The organism is uncultured Algoriphagus sp., assembly GCF_963974365.1.
GTDB lineage: Bacteria > Bacteroidota > Bacteroidia > Cytophagales > Cyclobacteriaceae > Algoriphagus.
This window is the reverse complement of the sequence record NZ_CAXBBX010000014.1, coordinates 110,649-129,816: the sequence shown is the minus strand read 5'-3', so window position 1 is coordinate 129,816 and position 19,168 is coordinate 110,649. Positions and strand designations below refer to the sequence as shown.

At 42.0% G+C, this 19,168-nt stretch carries 14 protein-coding genes; 5 read left to right on the top strand and 9 right to left on the bottom strand.

Annotation, left to right across the window (positions count from 1 at the left end; genetic code table 11):
- Window positions 1-70: 70 nt before the first annotated feature.
- Window positions 71-904, bottom strand: a complete 834-nt coding sequence (locus AACZ87_RS18620) for an RteC domain-containing protein (RefSeq protein ID WP_339869403.1) — start codon at window positions 902-904, stop codon at window positions 71-73.
- A 391-nt stretch (window positions 905-1,295) separates the two neighbouring features.
- Here AACZ87_RS18620 and AACZ87_RS18615 point away from each other — a divergent pair, with 391 nt between their 5' ends.
- Together AACZ87_RS18615 and AACZ87_RS18610 are read left to right on the top strand one after the other, a co-directional pair.
- Window positions 1,296-2,105: a LytTR family transcriptional regulator DNA-binding domain-containing protein gene (locus AACZ87_RS18615; protein ID WP_339869401.1), complete on the top strand. Its 810-nt coding sequence runs from the start codon at window positions 1,296-1,298 to the stop codon at window positions 2,103-2,105.
- A gap of 424 nt (window positions 2,106-2,529) precedes the next feature.
- Window positions 2,530-5,157, top strand: coding sequence for a lantibiotic dehydratase (locus AACZ87_RS18610; protein ID WP_339869400.1), 2,628 nt, complete (start codon window positions 2,530-2,532; stop codon window positions 5,155-5,157).
- A 10-nt stretch (window positions 5,158-5,167) separates the two neighbouring features.
- Here the strand turns inward: AACZ87_RS18610 and AACZ87_RS18605 are convergent, their stop codons facing one another.
- Both AACZ87_RS18605 and AACZ87_RS18600 read right to left on the bottom strand, forming a co-directional pair.
- Window positions 5,168-5,896, bottom strand: coding sequence for a LytTR family DNA-binding domain-containing protein (locus AACZ87_RS18605; protein ID WP_339869399.1), 729 nt, complete (start codon window positions 5,894-5,896; stop codon window positions 5,168-5,170).
- Window positions 5,865-6,974 carry a histidine kinase gene (locus AACZ87_RS18600; RefSeq protein ID WP_339869397.1) on the bottom strand — a complete coding sequence of 370 codons (1,110 nt, stop codon included), beginning with the start codon at window positions 6,972-6,974 and terminating at the stop codon, window positions 5,865-5,867. The genes AACZ87_RS18605 and AACZ87_RS18600 overlap by 32 nt, the downstream gene beginning before the upstream one ends.
- Before the next feature lie 920 nt (window positions 6,975-7,894).
- Here AACZ87_RS18600 and AACZ87_RS18595 point away from each other — a divergent pair.
- Together AACZ87_RS18595 and AACZ87_RS18590 are read left to right on the top strand one after the other, a co-directional pair.
- Window positions 7,895-8,335 carry a MauE/DoxX family redox-associated membrane protein gene (locus AACZ87_RS18595; protein ID WP_339869395.1) on the top strand — a complete coding sequence of 147 codons (441 nt, stop codon included), beginning with the start codon at window positions 7,895-7,897 and terminating at the stop codon, window positions 8,333-8,335.
- 427 nt (window positions 8,336-8,762) lie between these two features.
- Window positions 8,763-9,050, top strand: a complete 288-nt coding sequence (locus tag AACZ87_RS18590) for a hypothetical protein (protein WP_339869393.1) — start codon at window positions 8,763-8,765, stop codon at window positions 9,048-9,050.
- Between the two features lie 86 nt (window positions 9,051-9,136).
- Here AACZ87_RS18590 and AACZ87_RS18585 read toward each other — a convergent pair whose 3' ends face one another.
- From AACZ87_RS18585 to AACZ87_RS18570, 4 genes are all read right to left on the bottom strand, one after another.
- The gene (locus AACZ87_RS18585; RefSeq protein ID WP_339869391.1) at window positions 9,137-10,501 is read right to left on the bottom strand and encodes a RagB/SusD family nutrient uptake outer membrane protein; all 1,365 of its coding nucleotides are present in this window, start codon (window positions 10,499-10,501) and stop codon (window positions 9,137-9,139) included.
- A 113-nt stretch (window positions 10,502-10,614) separates the two neighbouring features.
- Window positions 10,615-13,809, bottom strand: a complete 3,195-nt coding sequence (locus AACZ87_RS18580) for a SusC/RagA family TonB-linked outer membrane protein (RefSeq protein ID WP_339869389.1) — start codon at window positions 13,807-13,809, stop codon at window positions 10,615-10,617.
- A gap of 25 nt (window positions 13,810-13,834) precedes the next feature.
- Window positions 13,835-15,493 (bottom strand): thioredoxin-like domain-containing protein, encoded by a 1,659-nt coding sequence (locus AACZ87_RS18575; protein WP_339869387.1) that lies wholly within the window; start codon window positions 15,491-15,493, stop codon window positions 13,835-13,837.
- A gap of 372 nt (window positions 15,494-15,865) precedes the next feature.
- Window positions 15,866-16,060, bottom strand: a complete 195-nt coding sequence (locus tag AACZ87_RS18570) for a hypothetical protein (protein WP_339869385.1) — start codon at window positions 16,058-16,060, stop codon at window positions 15,866-15,868.
- A gap of 392 nt (window positions 16,061-16,452) precedes the next feature.
- Between AACZ87_RS18570 and AACZ87_RS18565 the strand changes: the two genes are divergently transcribed.
- Window positions 16,453-16,794, top strand: a complete 342-nt coding sequence (locus AACZ87_RS18565; protein ID WP_339869383.1) for a hypothetical protein — start codon at window positions 16,453-16,455, stop codon at window positions 16,792-16,794.
- 352 nt (window positions 16,795-17,146) lie between these two features.
- On the opposite strand, the gene AACZ87_RS18560 is transcribed toward AACZ87_RS18565, so the two are convergent.
- The gene (locus tag AACZ87_RS18560; protein ID WP_339869382.1) at window positions 17,147-18,121 is read right to left on the bottom strand and encodes a CBS domain-containing protein; all 975 of its coding nucleotides are present in this window, start codon (window positions 18,119-18,121) and stop codon (window positions 17,147-17,149) included.
- 75 nt (window positions 18,122-18,196) lie between these two features.
- Complete coding sequence (locus tag AACZ87_RS18555) at window positions 18,197-19,084, bottom strand: hypothetical protein (RefSeq protein WP_339869380.1); 888 nt, start codon at window positions 19,082-19,084, stop codon at window positions 18,197-18,199.
- Window positions 19,085-19,168: the final 84 nt, after the last annotated feature.

Sequence of the window (19,168 nt, the reverse complement as noted above, 5' to 3'; positions counted from 1 at the left end):
AAACCTGCGTCAGAATCAGAAAAAATATTCACACCGAATCCCGAAGGGGGGAGAAAAAAAAGAAAAAAAATCAGTCTTCCCCCCTGCTGTTCAGATCGGTATTATCCATCCAACGCTCCAGTTTCACTTTCATGCGGTCCAAAAAAGTAGTCCGGCTGTTTTTTCGGATTCGGATTTCCTGAAACGTACGGTAGAACTGGGTAAGATCCTGATTGAACATTCTTTCCAGGTGTGTGGCGATATCCCGGATGGAAGCATTGCCGTTATTTATGGCTCCGGTTGCTTTCAGGGCGTAGGCCAGTTCAACCAAAGCCGCCTTGGTAGCAGTCCATTGGATGGAATAACTCCCTTTTTCCTCTCTGTTTTTAAGACGTGAAATCTCCTTTTCCAAAAACCCATGCAGCTCATTATGGGCACGAAATCGGGCAAAAGCCTTTCCTGCAGGAGTAGCATTTACATCTCCAGAAGGCAAGGGACGTGTAAGCAATAAGATCTTATTGCTTTGGGAATGCACAAACAGATCCAAATCAAACTCGGAGCGCCCCAGACTCCAATACTCAAAGAGCAACTGATACCGCCGGCAATAAATCCGTACCGGCAAATACTGTTTGTAAAGAAAACGGATGGCAGCTCTTCTTCTTTCAGGAAGGCTGGAAAGGATATAGTAGAGCTCTTCAAAATAAATCAGTTCGGCTTCAAAGCCCGGTCTGATCTTCTTGAAGAATTCCACCTCCTGCTCTGCTGATTCAAATTTGGTAGCAGCAACTACCTGCTCACAATACCTACTTACCAGTATATAAGACTCCTGCACTGTAACAAGTCGGTTGGAAGAAGCGGACGCAATAGCCGCCACCTCCCTTTTCATCTGAAGGAATAGCTCCTTAAACTGTTCATTGTAATTCATGATCTGACAATTTTAAATGGGGAGATCCCCGGTTAAAACTGCCCGCGGGCCGAATAATAGGACTAAGTCCCCATAAGGGAACAGCTCAAACTTAGCACCCGCAAAAAAGAAAACACAAAAACATGCACCTGTAAATTCCGAATCAGGTGAATTATTGAATGAATGAAGAGGGCAAGCCAATGAATTGATCTGCCGATGCAGGCAATAAAAACAACAAAACCTCAAATTCCACCTAAAGGCTCCTTAATTAAACTTGATTTTCACCTCAATAAACATCTGCACCATTGAATTATTAAAGAGTTTCTTAACTTATATACCTATATTTTCCGTTTTCGAAAAAGACAGTAAATTCCCCAATGCCAGCTAAATGCTAAAAGCAACAACTTGAGTTTTGGAAAAAAAGAAGCTACCTGTACAATACAAAGACCATTTTCTGCGAATACTACTTTGTGTAATCGCCGCATTCCTAGTGTCTATGTACGGAAGTAGTGCCCGTTACCTGGACTCTCTTTCCGGCTCCTCATTTTTCATCAAACTCCTGGCAGCTTTTCTGATTTCCGCTTTCTTTATTGAGTTTGTACACCAGGTCACCGTACACCTGGACAAGTCCTACGATTGGAAAGAAAAGCCCTTGGTTAGGCTTCTTTTACAATTTGCTCTCGGAGTAATACTACCGGGAATCATCGATTTGTTTTTCCTTACGGTCTATCAATGGTATTTTGGAATCAATACAGCCCAAGCAAACCCCAGTGCCCACAGTTCCTTACCCTTAATGGCCTTACCCGTATTCGTATTCAATATCTATTACCTATTCTACTACCATATTCTTAGAAATAAGGAATCCGAAACCCGCAAAGTGGACAATCGGAAAATTCTGCTGATACAGCAAGGCACCAAAACCATTCCCCAACCCCTTCAGGATATCCGCTACATCTATCACCAGAACAAAATAAACTACCTGGTTACTTCAAACCAGACCAGCTACTTTCTTACCGAAACACTGGATGAACTGGAACGAACATTACCTGCAAAAGACTTTTTCAGGATTAACAGAAAAATGATTATCCATCATCAGGCTTGTCTACATTTCCGCTCCAACGGGCACGGGAAGCTTCTTTTAAACCTATCTCCCTCCTTTTCAGAAGAGGTCACCGTAAGCCAACTCAAGTCATCAAAATTTAAAAAGTGGGTTGAAAGCTAATTTAACCCTTCAGTTTGTTGACTCATTATTTATACAGAATTGGGTTTGCGAATGGGTGGGTATGCCGGTTAAAGGTTGAATGGCAAACCTAGATTTCCACTTCCATCTTATTGAATAAAATACGAATGGTTCAAAACACTTCACCATTCCTACCATAAACCTGCGTTTTGGATCTTTAAACAGAGATATAACACCGCTACCCAACGAAGTACAAAAGGTTTCCATAATATCGCACTTGCAGAAAGTCAAAAAAAGCAGCACAATAATCAGGAATCGAATGAAAATAAGGTAATTCCAGTTTTAACGTATTGAAATTCCACCAAAATACTATTTCCAGTGTCAATTTCACCGGAATCCCCATAGGTACACCCGAATCATCATCTCAATCACAAATACCCCTAGGATTGAAGAAAAAACAATCCTTATGTCTTTGCTATACCGACTTCCCCTATTCCATTTTGACCATGAAGACCCTGCAATGTTAGAGCAACACAGGGAAGTCATCTTGGAAGCTATAAAACTATCTTCGGCCTCTTTCTACAATGAACTGGAAAAAAAACCTTTTGCTAACCTGGATAACAAGCTCAGGATAAAGCTAAGGAAGTACCTGCTGCGCGGCCGTTTCCGTCCTACCCCATTCGGAAAATTTGCCGGAGTAGGCTTGGGAAAATGGGGAACTGAATTGGATCTCAGCTTTCCACTTCAGGCAGAAGAAATTGACCCTACTAGTAGAATTAATTCTTCAACACTCACTGAATCAGTTAAAACCCCGTTGAACAGTAAGTACCGGCTGATCCCGGGAATCCACAAAAAACTAGGGTATTACCATGCGTTGGTCTTTGATTTTAAAAACAAACACTGGAAAGGATGCAAACTCCCTGTAAACAGCGTCTTTGAAACGCTGATCGAATATGCATCAAAGCAACCAATTGACTTCAATGCATTCCAACAGCTGCTTAATCCAGAGGGAGCAACAAGTGATTCGGAGCATGCAATAATCCTTTGGCAACAGATTCTGGAAACAGGATTCCTGACCCCTGATGATGGTATTAAATCCCAAAACTCAGGTAAGGATATGGTGGTGAATAATCACCTCGAAATCCCGGAAACTACAAGACTGCAACTGCAGCAGTTTATAGATTCAGCAGGAGCGCTGTTTACCAAGGAAGAAAGCACCTACATTAGGGACTTCAAAAACTGGTTTACTACCCATTTTGATGACCGCTACCTTAAGCTACAGACCCTCTTATCCCAGAGTGACTTTCTATCCGGACAATTCCTTCAGCCTAACAATTTCAAGAATAATGATATTGCTCCGAGACTTCTGGGAAATCAAACCCAACACTCTTTAGACCTTCAGGAATTTTTCCCTAAAAAGGAACTGAATAAAGAAATTCACGATATCCAGCTTCTTTTTCGGCTTGACTCTTTAGGAAACCCGGTCTTAGAAAACATGGTGTGCAACCGCCCTTTTGTATATACCGGAAGATTCAACAGAGACCCCGCAATAGAAGGCCACAGCCAAACCATCAAAAACCAAATCTATATCGATAAGGAAGTGATCTATGCACATTTAGCGCTCAAGGAATCCGATTCCAAACAGCACATTTTCAATGTCCGCAACATCTTTGAATATGAAATAACCCCCTTCGTTCCAAAGGCAAAAAACCAACTTGGATTCGATGAACTTTATATAGGAATCAGCAATAACCAAATCCAGCTCTTCCATACCGCAAGCAGAAAAAAGGTGATACCTGTAGTCATGCATCCTCTTAACGGAGAACAGATCACCCATCCCATCCTGCGATTGTTGTGGGAAATTGCACATCAGGAAAGGTTTAGGTTCATGCCCTACCAAAGCGAAACCCTCTCCAATGCTCCTTTCTGTCCCCAACTAAACTGGGGAAAAATCTGTCTTCAGAGTCGAAGATGGAGATTGGCCAGGGAAAATTTTCCTGATATACATGAGCTCCAAAAAAAACTGGATGATATGTACATCCCCCAGCACATTCTTGTCGGACATGCAGACAGGGAGCTATTACTTAACCGGTTTAACAAGGAAGATCTGCAGATACTCTGGCAGGAACTTCAACGCTCCCAAACCCTTACACTCTGTGATCCATCCTGGCATCCTTCCGGTATTTTCCGCTCAGCGGATGGTACGGCAGCCTATCCCCAGTTGGTTTTCCAATATTCAAGGTCCAAGCAGATACCCAAATCAGCAGGAGAATTCAACCCGATAGCTGAAGCCCAAGAGAACTGCCTCTGCCTCACCCTTACGTTGTGCGATTCAGACCTCCCGGAAGTTTTGGAATGTCTGTTCAGCCACCTTGAAAAACCGGAAGTTAGCAGACTCGCTCCCTGTTGGTTTTTTCTCAACTATAGTAAAAATGGAGCTTCTGAAATCCGTCTACGACTGTTGGATATAGCAGCTGCGGATAAGAATGTATTGTTGGCCTCATTTTCTGATCTATTTTGTCAAGAGGCATTGGATTGGAAAGCAGTTTCCTATTTCCCTGAGAGCTCCAAATATGGAGTTAAAGACTTGAAAATTTCCCATCGGCTGTTCCATCTGGAATCAAAATTCCTGGCATCAAAAACCCGTGGTAATCTTCACATGAATTGTTCTTCAAGCGAAAAAGAAAGCCTCATTATCAGAATGTGGACAAGCCTATTTACACAGTCTCCAAACTACATGCAACTGTTTGAGGAACTCAAAAATGATGTCAAAACTATGCCCTCCAACCAAGTCTGTATTTATAAAGCAGCTTTTAACTATGTATCAAAAGTTGAAAAGGAATGCTTCCCAAAAACCCTATACCTCAACAAATTCCACTCCCATGAGTATTTTAATACCAAGGGAGAATCAGGTATCCTTTTCCTACTAAACCATTTGCACATGATGATCAACCGCTTCTTTCCTTTACAAACCCAACATCATGAGCGAAGGATCAGATACAGGCTCTATAGGGAACTGGGAAAACAGATTTATAGTAATCCCAGAGCAACTACAGCATCCCGGCCAAAAGCCGAATTCATTTCAAGCAATTAATTTAAGTCAATCAATTGATCCTTTTATTTTCAAAAATCCGTCTCAATTCTTCTCTATAGGTTCTGCTCGTGGATATCCTATCCCCGGATACAAGCTCGCATTCCTCCGAATGTAGTTTTCTCACCTTTAAAATGTTAACAGCAAAAGACTGATGCACTCTCACCATATACCTGGACTTGAGTTTCTTCAAACTCTCCATAAAAGGGGACACCAGAACAAATTCACTCCCATCCTCAATTTTGACTATGGATTTTTTGTTTTGCTGTTCCATATATAAGATTTCAGATGGCTTCACTACCTGATGCACATGTCCCAACTTATCCCCCACCACCACATAATCCTCCTCTACCTCTTTTTTGACCCAGTATAGAGAATCCATTTTCTTTCTAGCCTTTTCCAACACCTCAGCCAGTTCAATCGGATCAGCCGGTTTTTGCAAAAAACCAACGGCCTCCACCTTATATCCCTGCACAGCATATTTGGAATGCCCCGAACAGATTATCACCGGAATACCGGAATCTATCAGTTTTCGGGATAATTCAAGTCCACCCAGTTCAGGCATCAGAATATCTGTAATCAGGATATCCACCTTACCGCTCCGAACGTACTCCAAACCCATGACCGGATTGACAGTTGAAAATCCCACCTCAAACCCCGGGAGCATGGAAATTTCCCTAGCCAATAGTTCCAGGGTATTTTCCTCATCGTCAATCAGGCCGATTTTGTACCGCTTTTCCATAATGTATGATTAATTGTAAAGAATATGAAGATTCATCTGACTGAACCTTATATTGAAAACCCTCCCCGAATTCATTACTGAGCACACGGAAAACGGAAGAGGCACCAAATCCTGAACGTGGCTTTACACCCAGCCCCTGTATTTTATTGGCTATGTTAACCGTAAATTCCCAATCACCAGTTGATTCTTCCTCAATAAGCAGGAACTTAATCATACAGGGATGGTCTGCATCGGTGTAGGCTCCATGGAAAAACACATTTTCAACTAAGGTCAATAGGCATAATTTGGGCATTGGTAGTTTTTCAGCTATGGCAGGAACTTCTATTTCTGGTGTTACCGAAAGGCGTGAAAACCTCATTTCCTGAATTTGAAGGTAATTTTCCACCGCTTTTACTTCCTCCTTCAGGAAATTAGGCTCCCCAAATTCCTTGAAACTATACCTGAGAAGGGAGGTCAGGTAAGTGAACTCTGTTGCCAAATCAGGGGATAGTTTGATGATCCTGGCCAAATAGACACTTAATGAATTCAATACAAAATGGGAACTGAGCTGCATGGAGCGGTGCATCACCTTCAGCTGCTCATGATCCATTTCTACTTGATACTTCCGTTGACCTAATTTAAGGTTGTTATAGAAGGTCCATACCACAGAGGTAATGATCAGAAAATGAAATACCCTGTTAAATTCATATACAAGGAAATTTCTGGAAAGGGAGAGTTCGCCCACAAACAGGTTATAGACCAGCAACTTCACAAGCACTAATGCGGAAAGTAACACCAGAAAATAAATAACGGCACGAAACCTTCTTTTATAGAGGAAATATTCGGGTAGAACGAGTGTAAAATAGAGCGAAATCATCAGATATCCGGCTATAAAATGGAAAAGTGCCATTTCCCAACCGTCAATTTCCCCGAACAGTATAAAGGTCGAAACCAAGTCAACCAACGCATACAACAGAAAAATAAGAAAGAGAAGGAAAAGCGGTTTTTCAGCAGGGTTCACAAGTAGGTGAATTACACCTGAACCCATGTGGTTTTCACCCAAACGGTCAACCCCCTTCCCAGAATTACTAGTTTCCATGGTACAAAAACTTAAACAATATGATAAATAAGCAAGCTTTGGAGGAATGCCAACGGGCACTGCAATCCATCAAAAAAATCAGTTATCAAGAAAAGAGCAACACCAAGGAAAGCCGGGTTACCGGTAGCTTTTTCAGGGAGTGCCTTACTACCATTACACGTATTTAATTAATCGGTAAGGTCCAATTGAGCTGATTTTAGTAAGACTTCTGCTGAAGTCTGGCAACTGTACCGGATATGTTAATTGTTAAGCACTACTAATTTTCCGGTTACCAAGAACCTGCAAACAGCAGGTTCTTTTTTTACTGAATTTTAAACCATTCAAGTCTCGGCTTAAAATCACCCCACTTTTAATGAACCTCATGGGAAAATCTAAAAATTACTTTATCAAAGATTTTCATTTTTAGCTTTTATCTGCCTATACAGTTGATTCCAGCAGACAACGCCAACCACTCCTACAGAACCATCCGATCACGAAATAGAAGTTCCACCATCCTATTTCATGACCAGTCCAAAAAAAGTTCGGATACTTTAGAATAAACTAAGATAATCATTCAAACTGATTTAGCAAAAGGTGATCAACTAAACCCAATTTCATATAATCAGCATACTCCCAACGCCTTATAAAAACCCAACTAACCCAAAAGAAAATTGATTGAGTTGGATAACCCTATAAAAACCAAGTTAAACAGCATCAAAACAAACACATATCACCTATTTGACTGCGGATTTCACCAATATCCCGTTGTGTTCACCCTTTCCTTGTTTTTGAATTCCATTTCTCCTGACATTTATTCAAACACAGCAGAATAATTTCTACTGCCTCAATAAACTCTCAGGTGCCACTTGTTCCCAAATCAATAAGAGAAGTAAATAGGTACTGAGAACCCATAGCAACTACTATGAATTGCAACAACAAGAATGAGCGAACTTTCAAAAATATCCTCCGCCCTGTTGACCCTGCTCTGGATCTACACCGGACTGGACAAACTGATCAGATGGGAAGAAAGCCGAAACGCTTTCCACAACCAGACCTTTCCAGCAGAACTAGCGGAAGTATTGGCTTACGCAGTGCCTTTGGTAGAGTTGCTGATTGCCGGGCTCCTGCTCTTTTCAGTCAGCAGGTGGTGGGGCTATCTCTCAAGTATACTCCTACTCACCGTCTTCACTACCTACGTGGGACTCATCTGGGTGGGAGCTTTCCCAAGAGTACCCTGCAATTGCGCCGGAATACTTAACAGTCTGGGATGGGCAGAGCATTTCCTTGTGAACCTGCTCTTCATAGGTTTAGGCACGTTTGGACTTTATCAAACAGGTACAAAAAAGCCCAAGGCGAGCCCCGGGCTTTCAACAGGTTGTTAAGCTTTAATTAGTACTGCATAGAAACATACATTTCCATACCCCAAAAATAACCTATAATCCTAAGTTTTCAATATTAAAGTGCAACAATAAAGGGCGACGGAGGTGGATCCGCCGCCCACAGCCAACAATTCTAAAGTAAGGCTGCAAAAAATAACAAAAAGACCAAATCCGAATACCTGTAAAAAAATCAACATAAGTAATGCACCATCCATCTCTAAGGACTGGGAGTAGAGATGCCAGTCAACACTCGGTGGTGCAGGGAGAAGAACCGGCTCCCAAACAGGAAATACCTGACGGTTCCCCCTCAATCCAAGAGTCCTTGGACGGCTTCCTAACTTAGGATTAAGTCCTTGGAAAGGACTTCCGATAAGAGGGAAAACTTACCAATACCTATAACCGGGAGGTAACTCCCACAACCAACACAACTATGAAATCAATAACTAAAATGCTCCCAGCACTAGGGTTAGTATTCGGAGCAACACTGGCCATGGCCATGAACTTTGCAAACAATCCAACTGAGCGCTATGCTGAGGATCCAGCTCCAGGAACCGAAGTCTGGTACGATCTAACGGATATCACTCCGGGACCGAGTACCTATCAGTGTGATGAAGAGGTGGATGAAACTTGTTCCCACATGGACTCAAACTTCTTGAGCAATGAAGTGGAGGAAGGCGAATTCATCAAAAATGGCTCACTGCCTTTGGCTACGCCATAATTTGATAAATCTAAACTGGGGTTCCAATCCAAGGAGCCCCAGTTTCTTTAGAAACAAATCCCACCACCCTTCACTTATCCCCTATTTCAGCGGTTATTCTGTGGCATAGGATTCAGGTTAATCTCAGCAGGTGGAATCAGGAAGGTATATCTGGTATCTTCCGGAGCAAGGATAGGATTAAGCTCATTATACTTCCTTTCCAAGGTCTCAGCAGATTCAGCCTCCTGATTCAATCTTTTTAAATCTATCCAGCGAATCCCGCGAAACAACAATTCTTTTCTTCTCTCCATCAGGATCTTACTCAATAATACCTCTCCAGTCAAATCATCTGGTAATTGGAAATTTTCATCCATCCGATTTTCCAACAGGTTCCGCAAAGCGGCATTGGCCTCTGATTCTTTAGCTGTTCTTGCCGCAGACTCAGCCAGGTTCAGCAATACCTCATCCACAGCAATCCCACCAAAGTGATAAAAATCCCCTGTATAATTGCCTTTGAAATTATACAAACCTTCCGAACTGGAAGGAAGCAAAAAATACTCCCTTCTTAAATCCGAACTATCGTATAAATCAACCAGATCTGGATTCACAAAACTCTCTCCATTAGTTGTGAATCGGCTGCTTAAATGTCTTTGGTAAAAGATTACTTCGGGATTAAACACCTCAAATGAATAAGGCAAATCCGAATTCAATCCCTTGAAATCCATCAATTCATCACCCATTTCCAAGGCTTCCTTACTATAATCATAAGCTTGGGTGTAATCTTGCATTGTCAGATAAACCCTTCCCAGCATTGCCAAAGCTGCCCATCTTGAAGGGCGAGTGGGAATTGATGCTTTAGCAGGTAACTGTTCCACTCCGGACTCCAGATCAGTAATGATTTGGGAAAAGGATTCCTTCATCGTAGACCTTCCAACTTTCACATTGATGTCTGAGGTCAGACGGATGGGAACCCCTAATTGATCATCCTGATCTGGATCAAAAGGCTCACTGAAATGCATGAGTACCTCAAAATGCCCCATGGCTCTATAAAAGCGAGCGGAAGCTTCCAACTCCGACATTCTGGCTCTTTCTAAATCATTGGCAGGGCTGTAATCGCTCAACCCATCCAGTACCACGTTGGCATACAGCACCTTTTCATAGGCTCCGGCAAAACCCGCATCCCAAGCATCGGGCATATACGTTTCCTCCTCCCACAAGTAATAGGCCTGCTGGCTGAAACTCAGCCTTGATAGCAGACTTTCCCCGAAATACACATCATCCGAACTGATTAAACCCAGATTCAGGTAGTTGTTCATCCCACTGCCCTCAGCATCCAGGAGTTGTTGGAAATCATCCAGTGAGTTTAGAATCACCAGATTTTTATTGGGTTTGCTGTCCAAAAATTCCGAACAGGACTGACAAAGCATCAGTACTACCACCCACAAAAGCTTATTTATCTTATTGATTTTCATAAAGCAGGTATGTTTAATTATTGACTATTGATGTATTCAAGAGGAAAGCATCAAATCCTGCCCACCCAATTGGATGGGATAAACCTGATAATTCCCCTTTAACTGGCCTAGGATTAGAAATTGGCTCTGAATCCCATGGAAAAGGAAAACAAACTTGGATTAACCGGATAATCAGGATCCTTTACTTCTTTACTGGCCTTCCAGAGTATTCCCAGATTATTCAGGTAAACATAGGCTTCCAGATTGGTGAAAGACTTCTGCTTCCCAATCACCTTATCCCAAGTTTTGGAGAGTCTCACATCCTGAAGCCTCACATGGTCTCCTTTGGAAACAGTAGCAGCACTACTCAGATAAAACTGGGTACGATAGGCATCCACTCGACCGGGATCGGAAGGAACGGTAGTTGTCAGTTCATCTCCGGGTTCTCTCCATCTTTTTTCATAATCCGCATGGATAATATTCCCTTGATTCAGCTCATCATAATTCACCGATGGCCTTCTAAAGTAATAGCCCAGCCTATAGGAAATATTGGCAGAAAGATTCCAGCCCTTGTAGCTGAAGGTATTTCTCAAAGCACCAAAACGCGTTGGCCTTCCACTTCCATGGTATTGGATCGTCTCCTCTGTCGCTTCTGAATAAATTGTCCCATAATCTCTACTCGGCTCTCCGTCCACCATTCCCAACGGAGCACCATCAGTAGGATCTACTCCGGCAAAGGGAAAACTATAAATAGAAAAAAGTGGCTTTCCCACGGCAGGTGTAGGAAGAGCTGGAGAATAATTAATAAGTTGGGTGGCAGTAGGATTATTCTGAACATCAGTCACCTCCTCATTGAGCAAACTCAAAAAGAAGTTGGTGGTCCATTGAAATTCCCCTTTCAGGTTTCTGGAATTGATCACCAAGTCCCAGCCTTTGGTTCGGGTCGATGCATAATTCAAGGTAGCATCTGAAAAGCCAGATGAAATAAACAGCGGAATAGGAGCCAATAAATCCAAGCCTCTTTTCTGGTAGTAGTCAACTGATCCTCCCAGTCTGCCGCCCCAAAACTCAAAATCAACCCCTGTATTCACAATCTTGATCCGCTCCCATTTCAATTCCGGATTGGGTGGGGTTCTTAGACTCAGGTAAGGCAACTGGGTCAATAGGTTCAATGCTCCCGAGTAACTCGTTGCTGTTGTCACCGCTGTGACGTTGGAATTGGTATTTCCGTTATAGCCATAACTCCAGCGTAGCTTTAAAAAACTGACCGCTTTAGCCTTCAAAAATTGCTCTTCTGAAACTATCCATCCCAATCCCGTCGACCAAAGTGGTACAGACTTTTGGTTGGTATTAACACCAAACAGATTGGACGCATCCCGTCGGAGGCTCCCGTTAAAAAGATATTTATCTTTATAGGAATACCCAACGTTTCCAAAAGCTGAAACAAAGCGGTTCGTACCTCCTCCATATTCTTCGGTAAATGGTATATTCTGAAGGCGTTGGGTGCCTAGATTGACAAAGCGGGTCAGGTAATCCACTGGGAGTGAAGTTCCATTTTCCGAGTCAAATCCATAGGAAGTGATCCCAAAGCTTTCACGCTGGAAATCCTTTAGCTCCCCGCCCACAAAAGCATCCACACGATGTGCTGACCAGCTTTTGCTATAATTCAATCTGGTCCTGAAATTATGGCTGTATGCAGTGGAATTCCTTTGATCCAAAATACCGTTCAAAGGCACAGGGAAACTAACTTCTCCAGAGTCGTCCACCTGGGTCAGGGAATTGATCAGATTCCGTGCATTATATGATTCCAGTGGATCCAATATCTGTGTTGCAGATTGGGAGTTCCAGTATTGATAATTGGCTGACCAGTCCAGCCCCTCGGTAATTTTAAAATTCAATCCCGCATTCAGGCGCAACTCATTTCGGTTGGATTGGGTACTACTCAATCCTATTTCATTTAAAGGAATATAACTCCATGGCAAAGCCACGACATCAGAAACGCTGTTTTTGAATCTGACACTGAAATCCCTATACACCTCCAAGGGATTACCGTTCTCATCTGCCAAACTTTCGTAAGGATAAAGACCGGCCACATTCGGAGTGCCATCGTAGGAATCTGCCTTAATCCCATAAATTCCCGTCTGGACTTTAAGTCTGTTCTTTAAAAAACTCCACTCCTGATTGGCCGAAAAGGTAATTCTGGATAGATCAGATGCCACCCCGGTATTCAGGTTTTTATCCCAACCCAGACTGAGCTGATAGGTATTTCTCTTTGCTCCCCCGGAAACCTGTAGTGCATATTGTTGATTGACCGCAGTTCGCTGTAGGTATTTCTCTGTATCCCTTCTCAGGTCAGCGTTTCTGTAGCGATTAATTCCCGCGTCCAACTCCTGCTGGCTGATATCTCCCTGATCAAAAGAGTAAAGCAATTCTGCCAAGGGAGCCACTACCGGATTCCTCCTGTTTCCAATCAGGGAGTTGAAGTAACCATCATCATACAATTCCAGCTGTTTATCCACCAAAGAGGAAATACCCATGGTGGGATAATAATGAGGATCAGGAGTCGGTACAACCGAAAGATTACCTGTCAGGCTGATCTGCAATGGCTGTTCGTACCCACCCCTCTTGGTGGTAATCACAATCACTCCGTTTCCTGCTCTTGCTCCCCAGATGGAAGCTGCCGCTGCATCCTTCAATACCGTAATACTTTCCACATCATTCGGGTTAATCCCCGAGAGTGGTCCGTCATAGGCAAGATTATCCACTACAATCAAGGGTTCGCTGTTGGAGATCAGGGTAGCCGTCCCGCGAATAGAAATACTTTCTCCAGGTTCCACTCCGGAAAGATCCCGGTTAAATATCAACCCAGGTGTCACATCCTCCAGTCTATCCACCAAATTGGTGGAAACCCTTCGCTCCACCAGCTCTTGGTCAATTCCCACAAAGGAACCTGTAGTCCTGGAAAGTGGCAATTCATTGAACCCGGTGGAAACCACCGTAACCTCCTGAAGGCTGAGCTCCTCAGCGGTAAGAAATAATTTCAGCTGATTCTGTTCTGCCCCTACTTCAAGTGAAACAGACCCGTACCCAATGTAGCTGATCACCAGACTGAGTTCCCCCTCAGGCACCTGAAAGGAAAACTTCCCGAATTCATCCGTTACGGTTCCAAAAACAGTTCCCTTAACCAAAATATTCACACCCGGCAGTGGGGAGGAATCCATCTGGTCCATCACGCTTCCCTCCAGAACTCTGGTGGCATTCTGTGCCATGACCAGTGGCGTACTGGCCAAGCAGATCAATAGCAGTATAAACGATTTGATATTTTTCATAATTAAGTATTTTGAATGAAATGGATTACTCCAACTCGGATTTATAAAGTGTCATAAACTCACTGATCAGGCTTTCCTGATCGGTACCCAGATTTCTTATATCAAAAGAAAGAATATGGGCATCCCGGTCGAGAAACATGATTTTAGGATAGCCATGGATTTCATAGATTTCCTTCCAGCGTTTCTTGGACTGCCCCCGTAGGTTGACATTCAACAGGGATGGATCCGAATACTTGGCGATTCTGCTTTTCCAGAATGCAGGATCCTCATCCACCGAAACTGAGATCAGACGGACTCCTAGATCCTTCACCTCCTGATAGAGGGGATACAGGTACTCATTAAAGTAAGAGGCACTGTGCGAGCAGGAGGAAAAATAGAAATACAGCAAGGTCGGCGCACCTTTCAGATCCTCTTCAGTCAGCTCATTGCCCTTCAAATCCACCAACACTACAGGTTCCACTGCCCCACCTGGCACATGGGAGCGTTTGAGGCTTTCCAACCGCTCCTTCCATGGAGAAGAAGAAACTTCAGCCAGATACTTTTCCAATACATAAGGTTGTTTTGGAAGCTGGGACAGATAGTTGGACAGGTAGGCAGTTTTCAGCTTTTCTGCCATTTCACCGGCATATAGGGAATCCACCACCCCCAATAGGGATAGCCCTTCAAACAAGGCAGTCACCATGCTCTTTTCCAGGGCATAATTCAGGTAATCCTTGGAGACCAAACGTGTTTCCTCCCCAAAATCCCCTTCAGGAAAATCCTGAAATGAATCCAAAATCAGGCTTTTGTAATGAGCCTGTTCCGATTCACTAAACCGGGCAAGAAAATCAGGGTAATGAAACTTGCGGAAGGTGGTCAGTACCGAATAGTGAATACCTCCCAGAATCTGAGCCTCCAGCAATTCGAACTCCTGCACATCGAGTTTGTCACTAAAGGATTCCAGCACATCCATCTGGGCGATCACCTGAGGATTATCCTCTCGCAAGCCCAAAAGAAGGTGATCGAGGCTTTCTTTACCTGGGCTCATCACAATCAACCGACTTCCAAACTGCCCCTGAAAATGCTCCAGTTTCTCCAGATTTCCCGGAGTACTCAATATCCTGCTGTCCGCTTTGGCGATCAACTGGCGGGGTGCTTCAAAAGCCAGACGTCTCGCCTCTCGACCTATCGCATACTGTGCTTCATAAAAAGCCGCATCCTCCCCAGCAAAGAGGACATCCATTTGCCGAAGATCCAGTTCCACTTTAAGGCTATCCCCGGGAAAAACAATAAAATCCTCCAACAAAGCCCTACCTCCCAAAATAATGGAAAAGTAGCCCGGACGATCTCCCAAACTAAGACTGGAAGAAAACTTCCTGACCAGCGGATTCATCACTCCGTCAAAAGTCTCCCCCACTCCAAAACCCGGCTCCATAACCTGTACCATAAAATCCGATTTTGCGTCCAGATAATAAGGCCTAACCTCAACTAAAAGCGGACTTAGAGAATCCGGATTAATCAGTTCACCATAAATCAGCGCAACACTTTCCTCCAAAGGAGCAGGAGAGCGAGGGCCCTCCTGTCCATAGAAACCGGGTTTATCAACCAAATCAACTCCCGGAGGTGAATCAGCAACTTGTGCTGTGAGTGTACTTCCAACAAGACATAGCAGTCCCAGGAAGCATGTAAGTATTTGTTTTTTCATGCCTTGTTTTTGTTTGTTGCTGGATGACGGGTGTCCGATGACCGGTATGTAGTCCGTCATTGGGAGGCGAGGTACGAGTTGCGGCAATCTCGATCTAGGAAGTGCTAACCTCTTGATACATATGTATAACTATTTGATACTTTGTGCTCAAATAAAGACATACCTCTCCCACCCCAGTCTTTCAACCCACTTGTAGTGAGCATGCAGAACCAGCAATAATGAAGAAGAAATAATTGAAGTAATGGAGCTGTTGACCTGCTGCAGCAGATGATCTCCATCATCGTATAACGTCACTCCCTGACCTGTGAGGATAGTCTCGACGAACAAACAAAGCCCATCAAAAGCAATCAGAGAGAAAAAGTGCCTAGTTCCTTAAATCGGATTCTTGGGCTTCAGGGGATACAGGCGATCTACCGCGGCGATGCCATGAACCTCTGGAAGGATACAATAGGTTCCGATAGTTATCGGAATAGAGATAACTGACCCGCTTACCAACAGAGCATACCCTTCCAGCCTGTGGATCCTACAGGCTACTGTCTGCAACAGAAAAGGAAGTAAATTACACATGCTCGTTTTCATTAATAATGAAAAAAGGTAAAACGAGTCTTATAGAAAAGGAGAGCAACACTTACTAAAAGTAAGGGTGAGCAAAACTCCAAATTCTAATGTAACAAGGCTCTGACAAAGCCACCCTTGCTTCCGCAAAGGCCTGAACAATAGAAATAAGGAGAGAGCCCACCCTATGTACAAATATAAGGCTGAGGCTCGTCTCACTTACCCCTCGCTCAGAAAATTGTCAGATTTTGTTACGAGGCTCGTGAAACGCTATAATAGAATGTTAGGGATAATTTATTCTACAGAACTCCTTATCAAGCTCTAACACAATTGAAATATAGATAAATTATTACAGTTACGCTAATCCGTAACTGTAAAAAAGTTGATTTTTCTTCCTTCAAGTCATGGAAAAATATGACGATAGAATAACTAAGGGTAAAATCTCCCTTTTCCTGACCGGAAAAATTGAAGCTGATAATGAAACCAAAAAGCGAATAATAAAAGAAGGAAAAGATATACCAGCAGGATTAAATTTTGAATACAAGGAACTAGCTTACAACTCAGAGGTCAGAAGGGCAACTATTTCCGATATCATTCAATGCAAAACATCAGCAAAACTGTCGACAATTTTAAAGTGTTTGATAGCATTAGATATGACTTTCCCAAATTTTGCAGAGGAGTTTGATAATATTTCAGCTAATGAGGCTCTTGATCACTACAAAAAATTGAGGGCCAAAGATGAATGATAATTAAAATGAGATGTTGTTTGACATGAATCAGGACTTTTGGTGATCCGGCCATCGTATTCCGCTTAGTGCTTGGTGAGCGATTAAGAAAACAAAACCATAAAAAAGTGGGGCAATATGCACTGGAATTAGAACCCAAGGGGGGGGGGGTAACATGCTACTGAATCCAGAAGAAAATCCCGCTTGTGTGGGGGGCAACATCAGCCGGAATGTCAGTCGATTTAAGCGCCTGAAGGCACTTTTTGAAACTGAAAACCCTCCAAAATTAGGGGGTCAATATGCTCCGGAATAACCACTGTTCAGCTAACTTTCCATCTGCAAAAAATAATACCGTCTTCTACATATATATTACCTAAGAAAATTTTCGAATTTCTTTTAAAAATTTTGCCATTTTATAGAGGTCATCTCTTTGTACGTCTGTGATTCCCTCTGGATCAAAATGCATAATATCATTTCGAATTTCACGGACCTTATCTAATTGTTTAATAAAATGAACCCGGTCAATCGTTAGTTTAAATCTTTCCCAGTGATCAGGTTTCTCCAAAATCCTAATGTAATCACCAAAGTTAAGGTTATCAATATTTTCTATTTCGCGGTCAATTTCAAGTACCCTACAAAAATCTTTCAGCTCTTGAATCAAAAATTTTCCATCTAAGATTTGTCGTAAATGATTTTCAATTTGTTCTAACAATATGAATGGTTCACTCACGGTTAAGAACTGAGCACTAATGTCTGCTATAGTAATTATTCCACAAACTGATCTATCCTGCTTTTGAACAATAATGAACTCTTTCTTAATGATAATAGATATAGCTTCTAACAGAGGGGTTTCGTAATCTAAGATGACAAAATCGGTGAGCATGAAATCTCTGACATCTTCTGATTTGCATCCATTTGACAAGCCATATCCAATGGTTTCCCAAGAAATATAACCCACTACTGATTTAGGACCATTCATTACCGGCAATTGCGAGTAATTGTGAAGCATCATCAATGTAATTGCCTCTTTTAATTTGGAATCCCTATTAACTGTAATCAATGCTTTATTCGAAGCGTCTAAAAGCTTAATTCTCTGTATTGGATCAACATTCTTGCTGCTTTTTGCTTTCTTTTTATGTTTCAACGTAATTTGTGAATCAATCCAGACAGAAGTAAAATCAGGAATTGTTTCTAACCGTTTATCATTCAAGAATTTAGAGACTCTAGAAATATTTCCTTTAGTTCTCTTTTCAAGATGAAAATAACCCAATAATTTCCTAGGAGTTAGTAAAATCTCTTTATCATTTGTCGTGATTTCTTCCACAATTTGTAGAAACTCTTTTCGCATAATTTAGTATTTATTTCTTTCTAACATAAAATTTCTTTATCCCCGCCTGTGGCTTAGCTGATTTATAGGTAGTTCTTAACTTAGGCCTACTTTTTTTCTAGAATTTTCTTTACCAAAAAAATATGGAGCTTCCAAAGGTGTAAATTTTAAAGAAACTCCATCTGTAGTTTTAGTTTTAGTTAAATTGTCAACAAAAGTTTCTAATTTATTCTTGTAAACTCGGCATTCAGAGGCAGCAACAAATCTAAGTTTCTGATTAACAGTTTCTGGTGTGAGAGCAATATTAATTCCTTCTCCAGCTAATCTTACGCTTGGATAAAGTATTCCATCATATGAGTCAGATATTATTTCGGAATAAATTGCAGAAATAGTATAGTCGGTATGATGTGATATAGGAGATTTTGCAAATTCATTCCCAAGAAATTCACTAATCTCGAGAGACTGAGTTTCTAAATCAGGATTTCCTTTAACGAGATTTTGAAATTGTCCCTGTAAATAGCTTGATAATTGAGTTGGTCTTTGAAAATCTTTATGATGAACAATAGAAATTAAATCAATATCTTCAATTACATCCCACGCACTGAAGGTTACGTCCAATTCACCAATTGAATTAGGATCTTTCAAAAAATTTGCAATTTCAAATAAAACAGTTATTCTAGCTGTTGAAGGCTCGCTTGTTCCTTGTACTTCAGGAACAATTGAACCGTAGAACATTGTTTTGTGAGGTGTACTTGCTCTTTGAAAAGTTGAATTAAATTCTTGTGGTTTATATGATAGTTGAGATACATTTTCAAAAGATTTTTTTTCTGATAATCTAGCTCTCACAATTCTTTTTCCAGGATGTAATGTAGTAACCATTACCCCAAACCTTTCCAATAACTTTAATTGAGCTCGAATTTCTTCAATTGGAGTATTTTTTAAATCTGCATTTTGCAATGCTTGAATTATTTTCCGATGTTTCATGATGTGGTTGTTTAGAATTCAGACTAACGCTCCCCCTCTGGGAGTAGTCAAACTGTCGTTTAGACTGGCTCAGATTTGAAATTG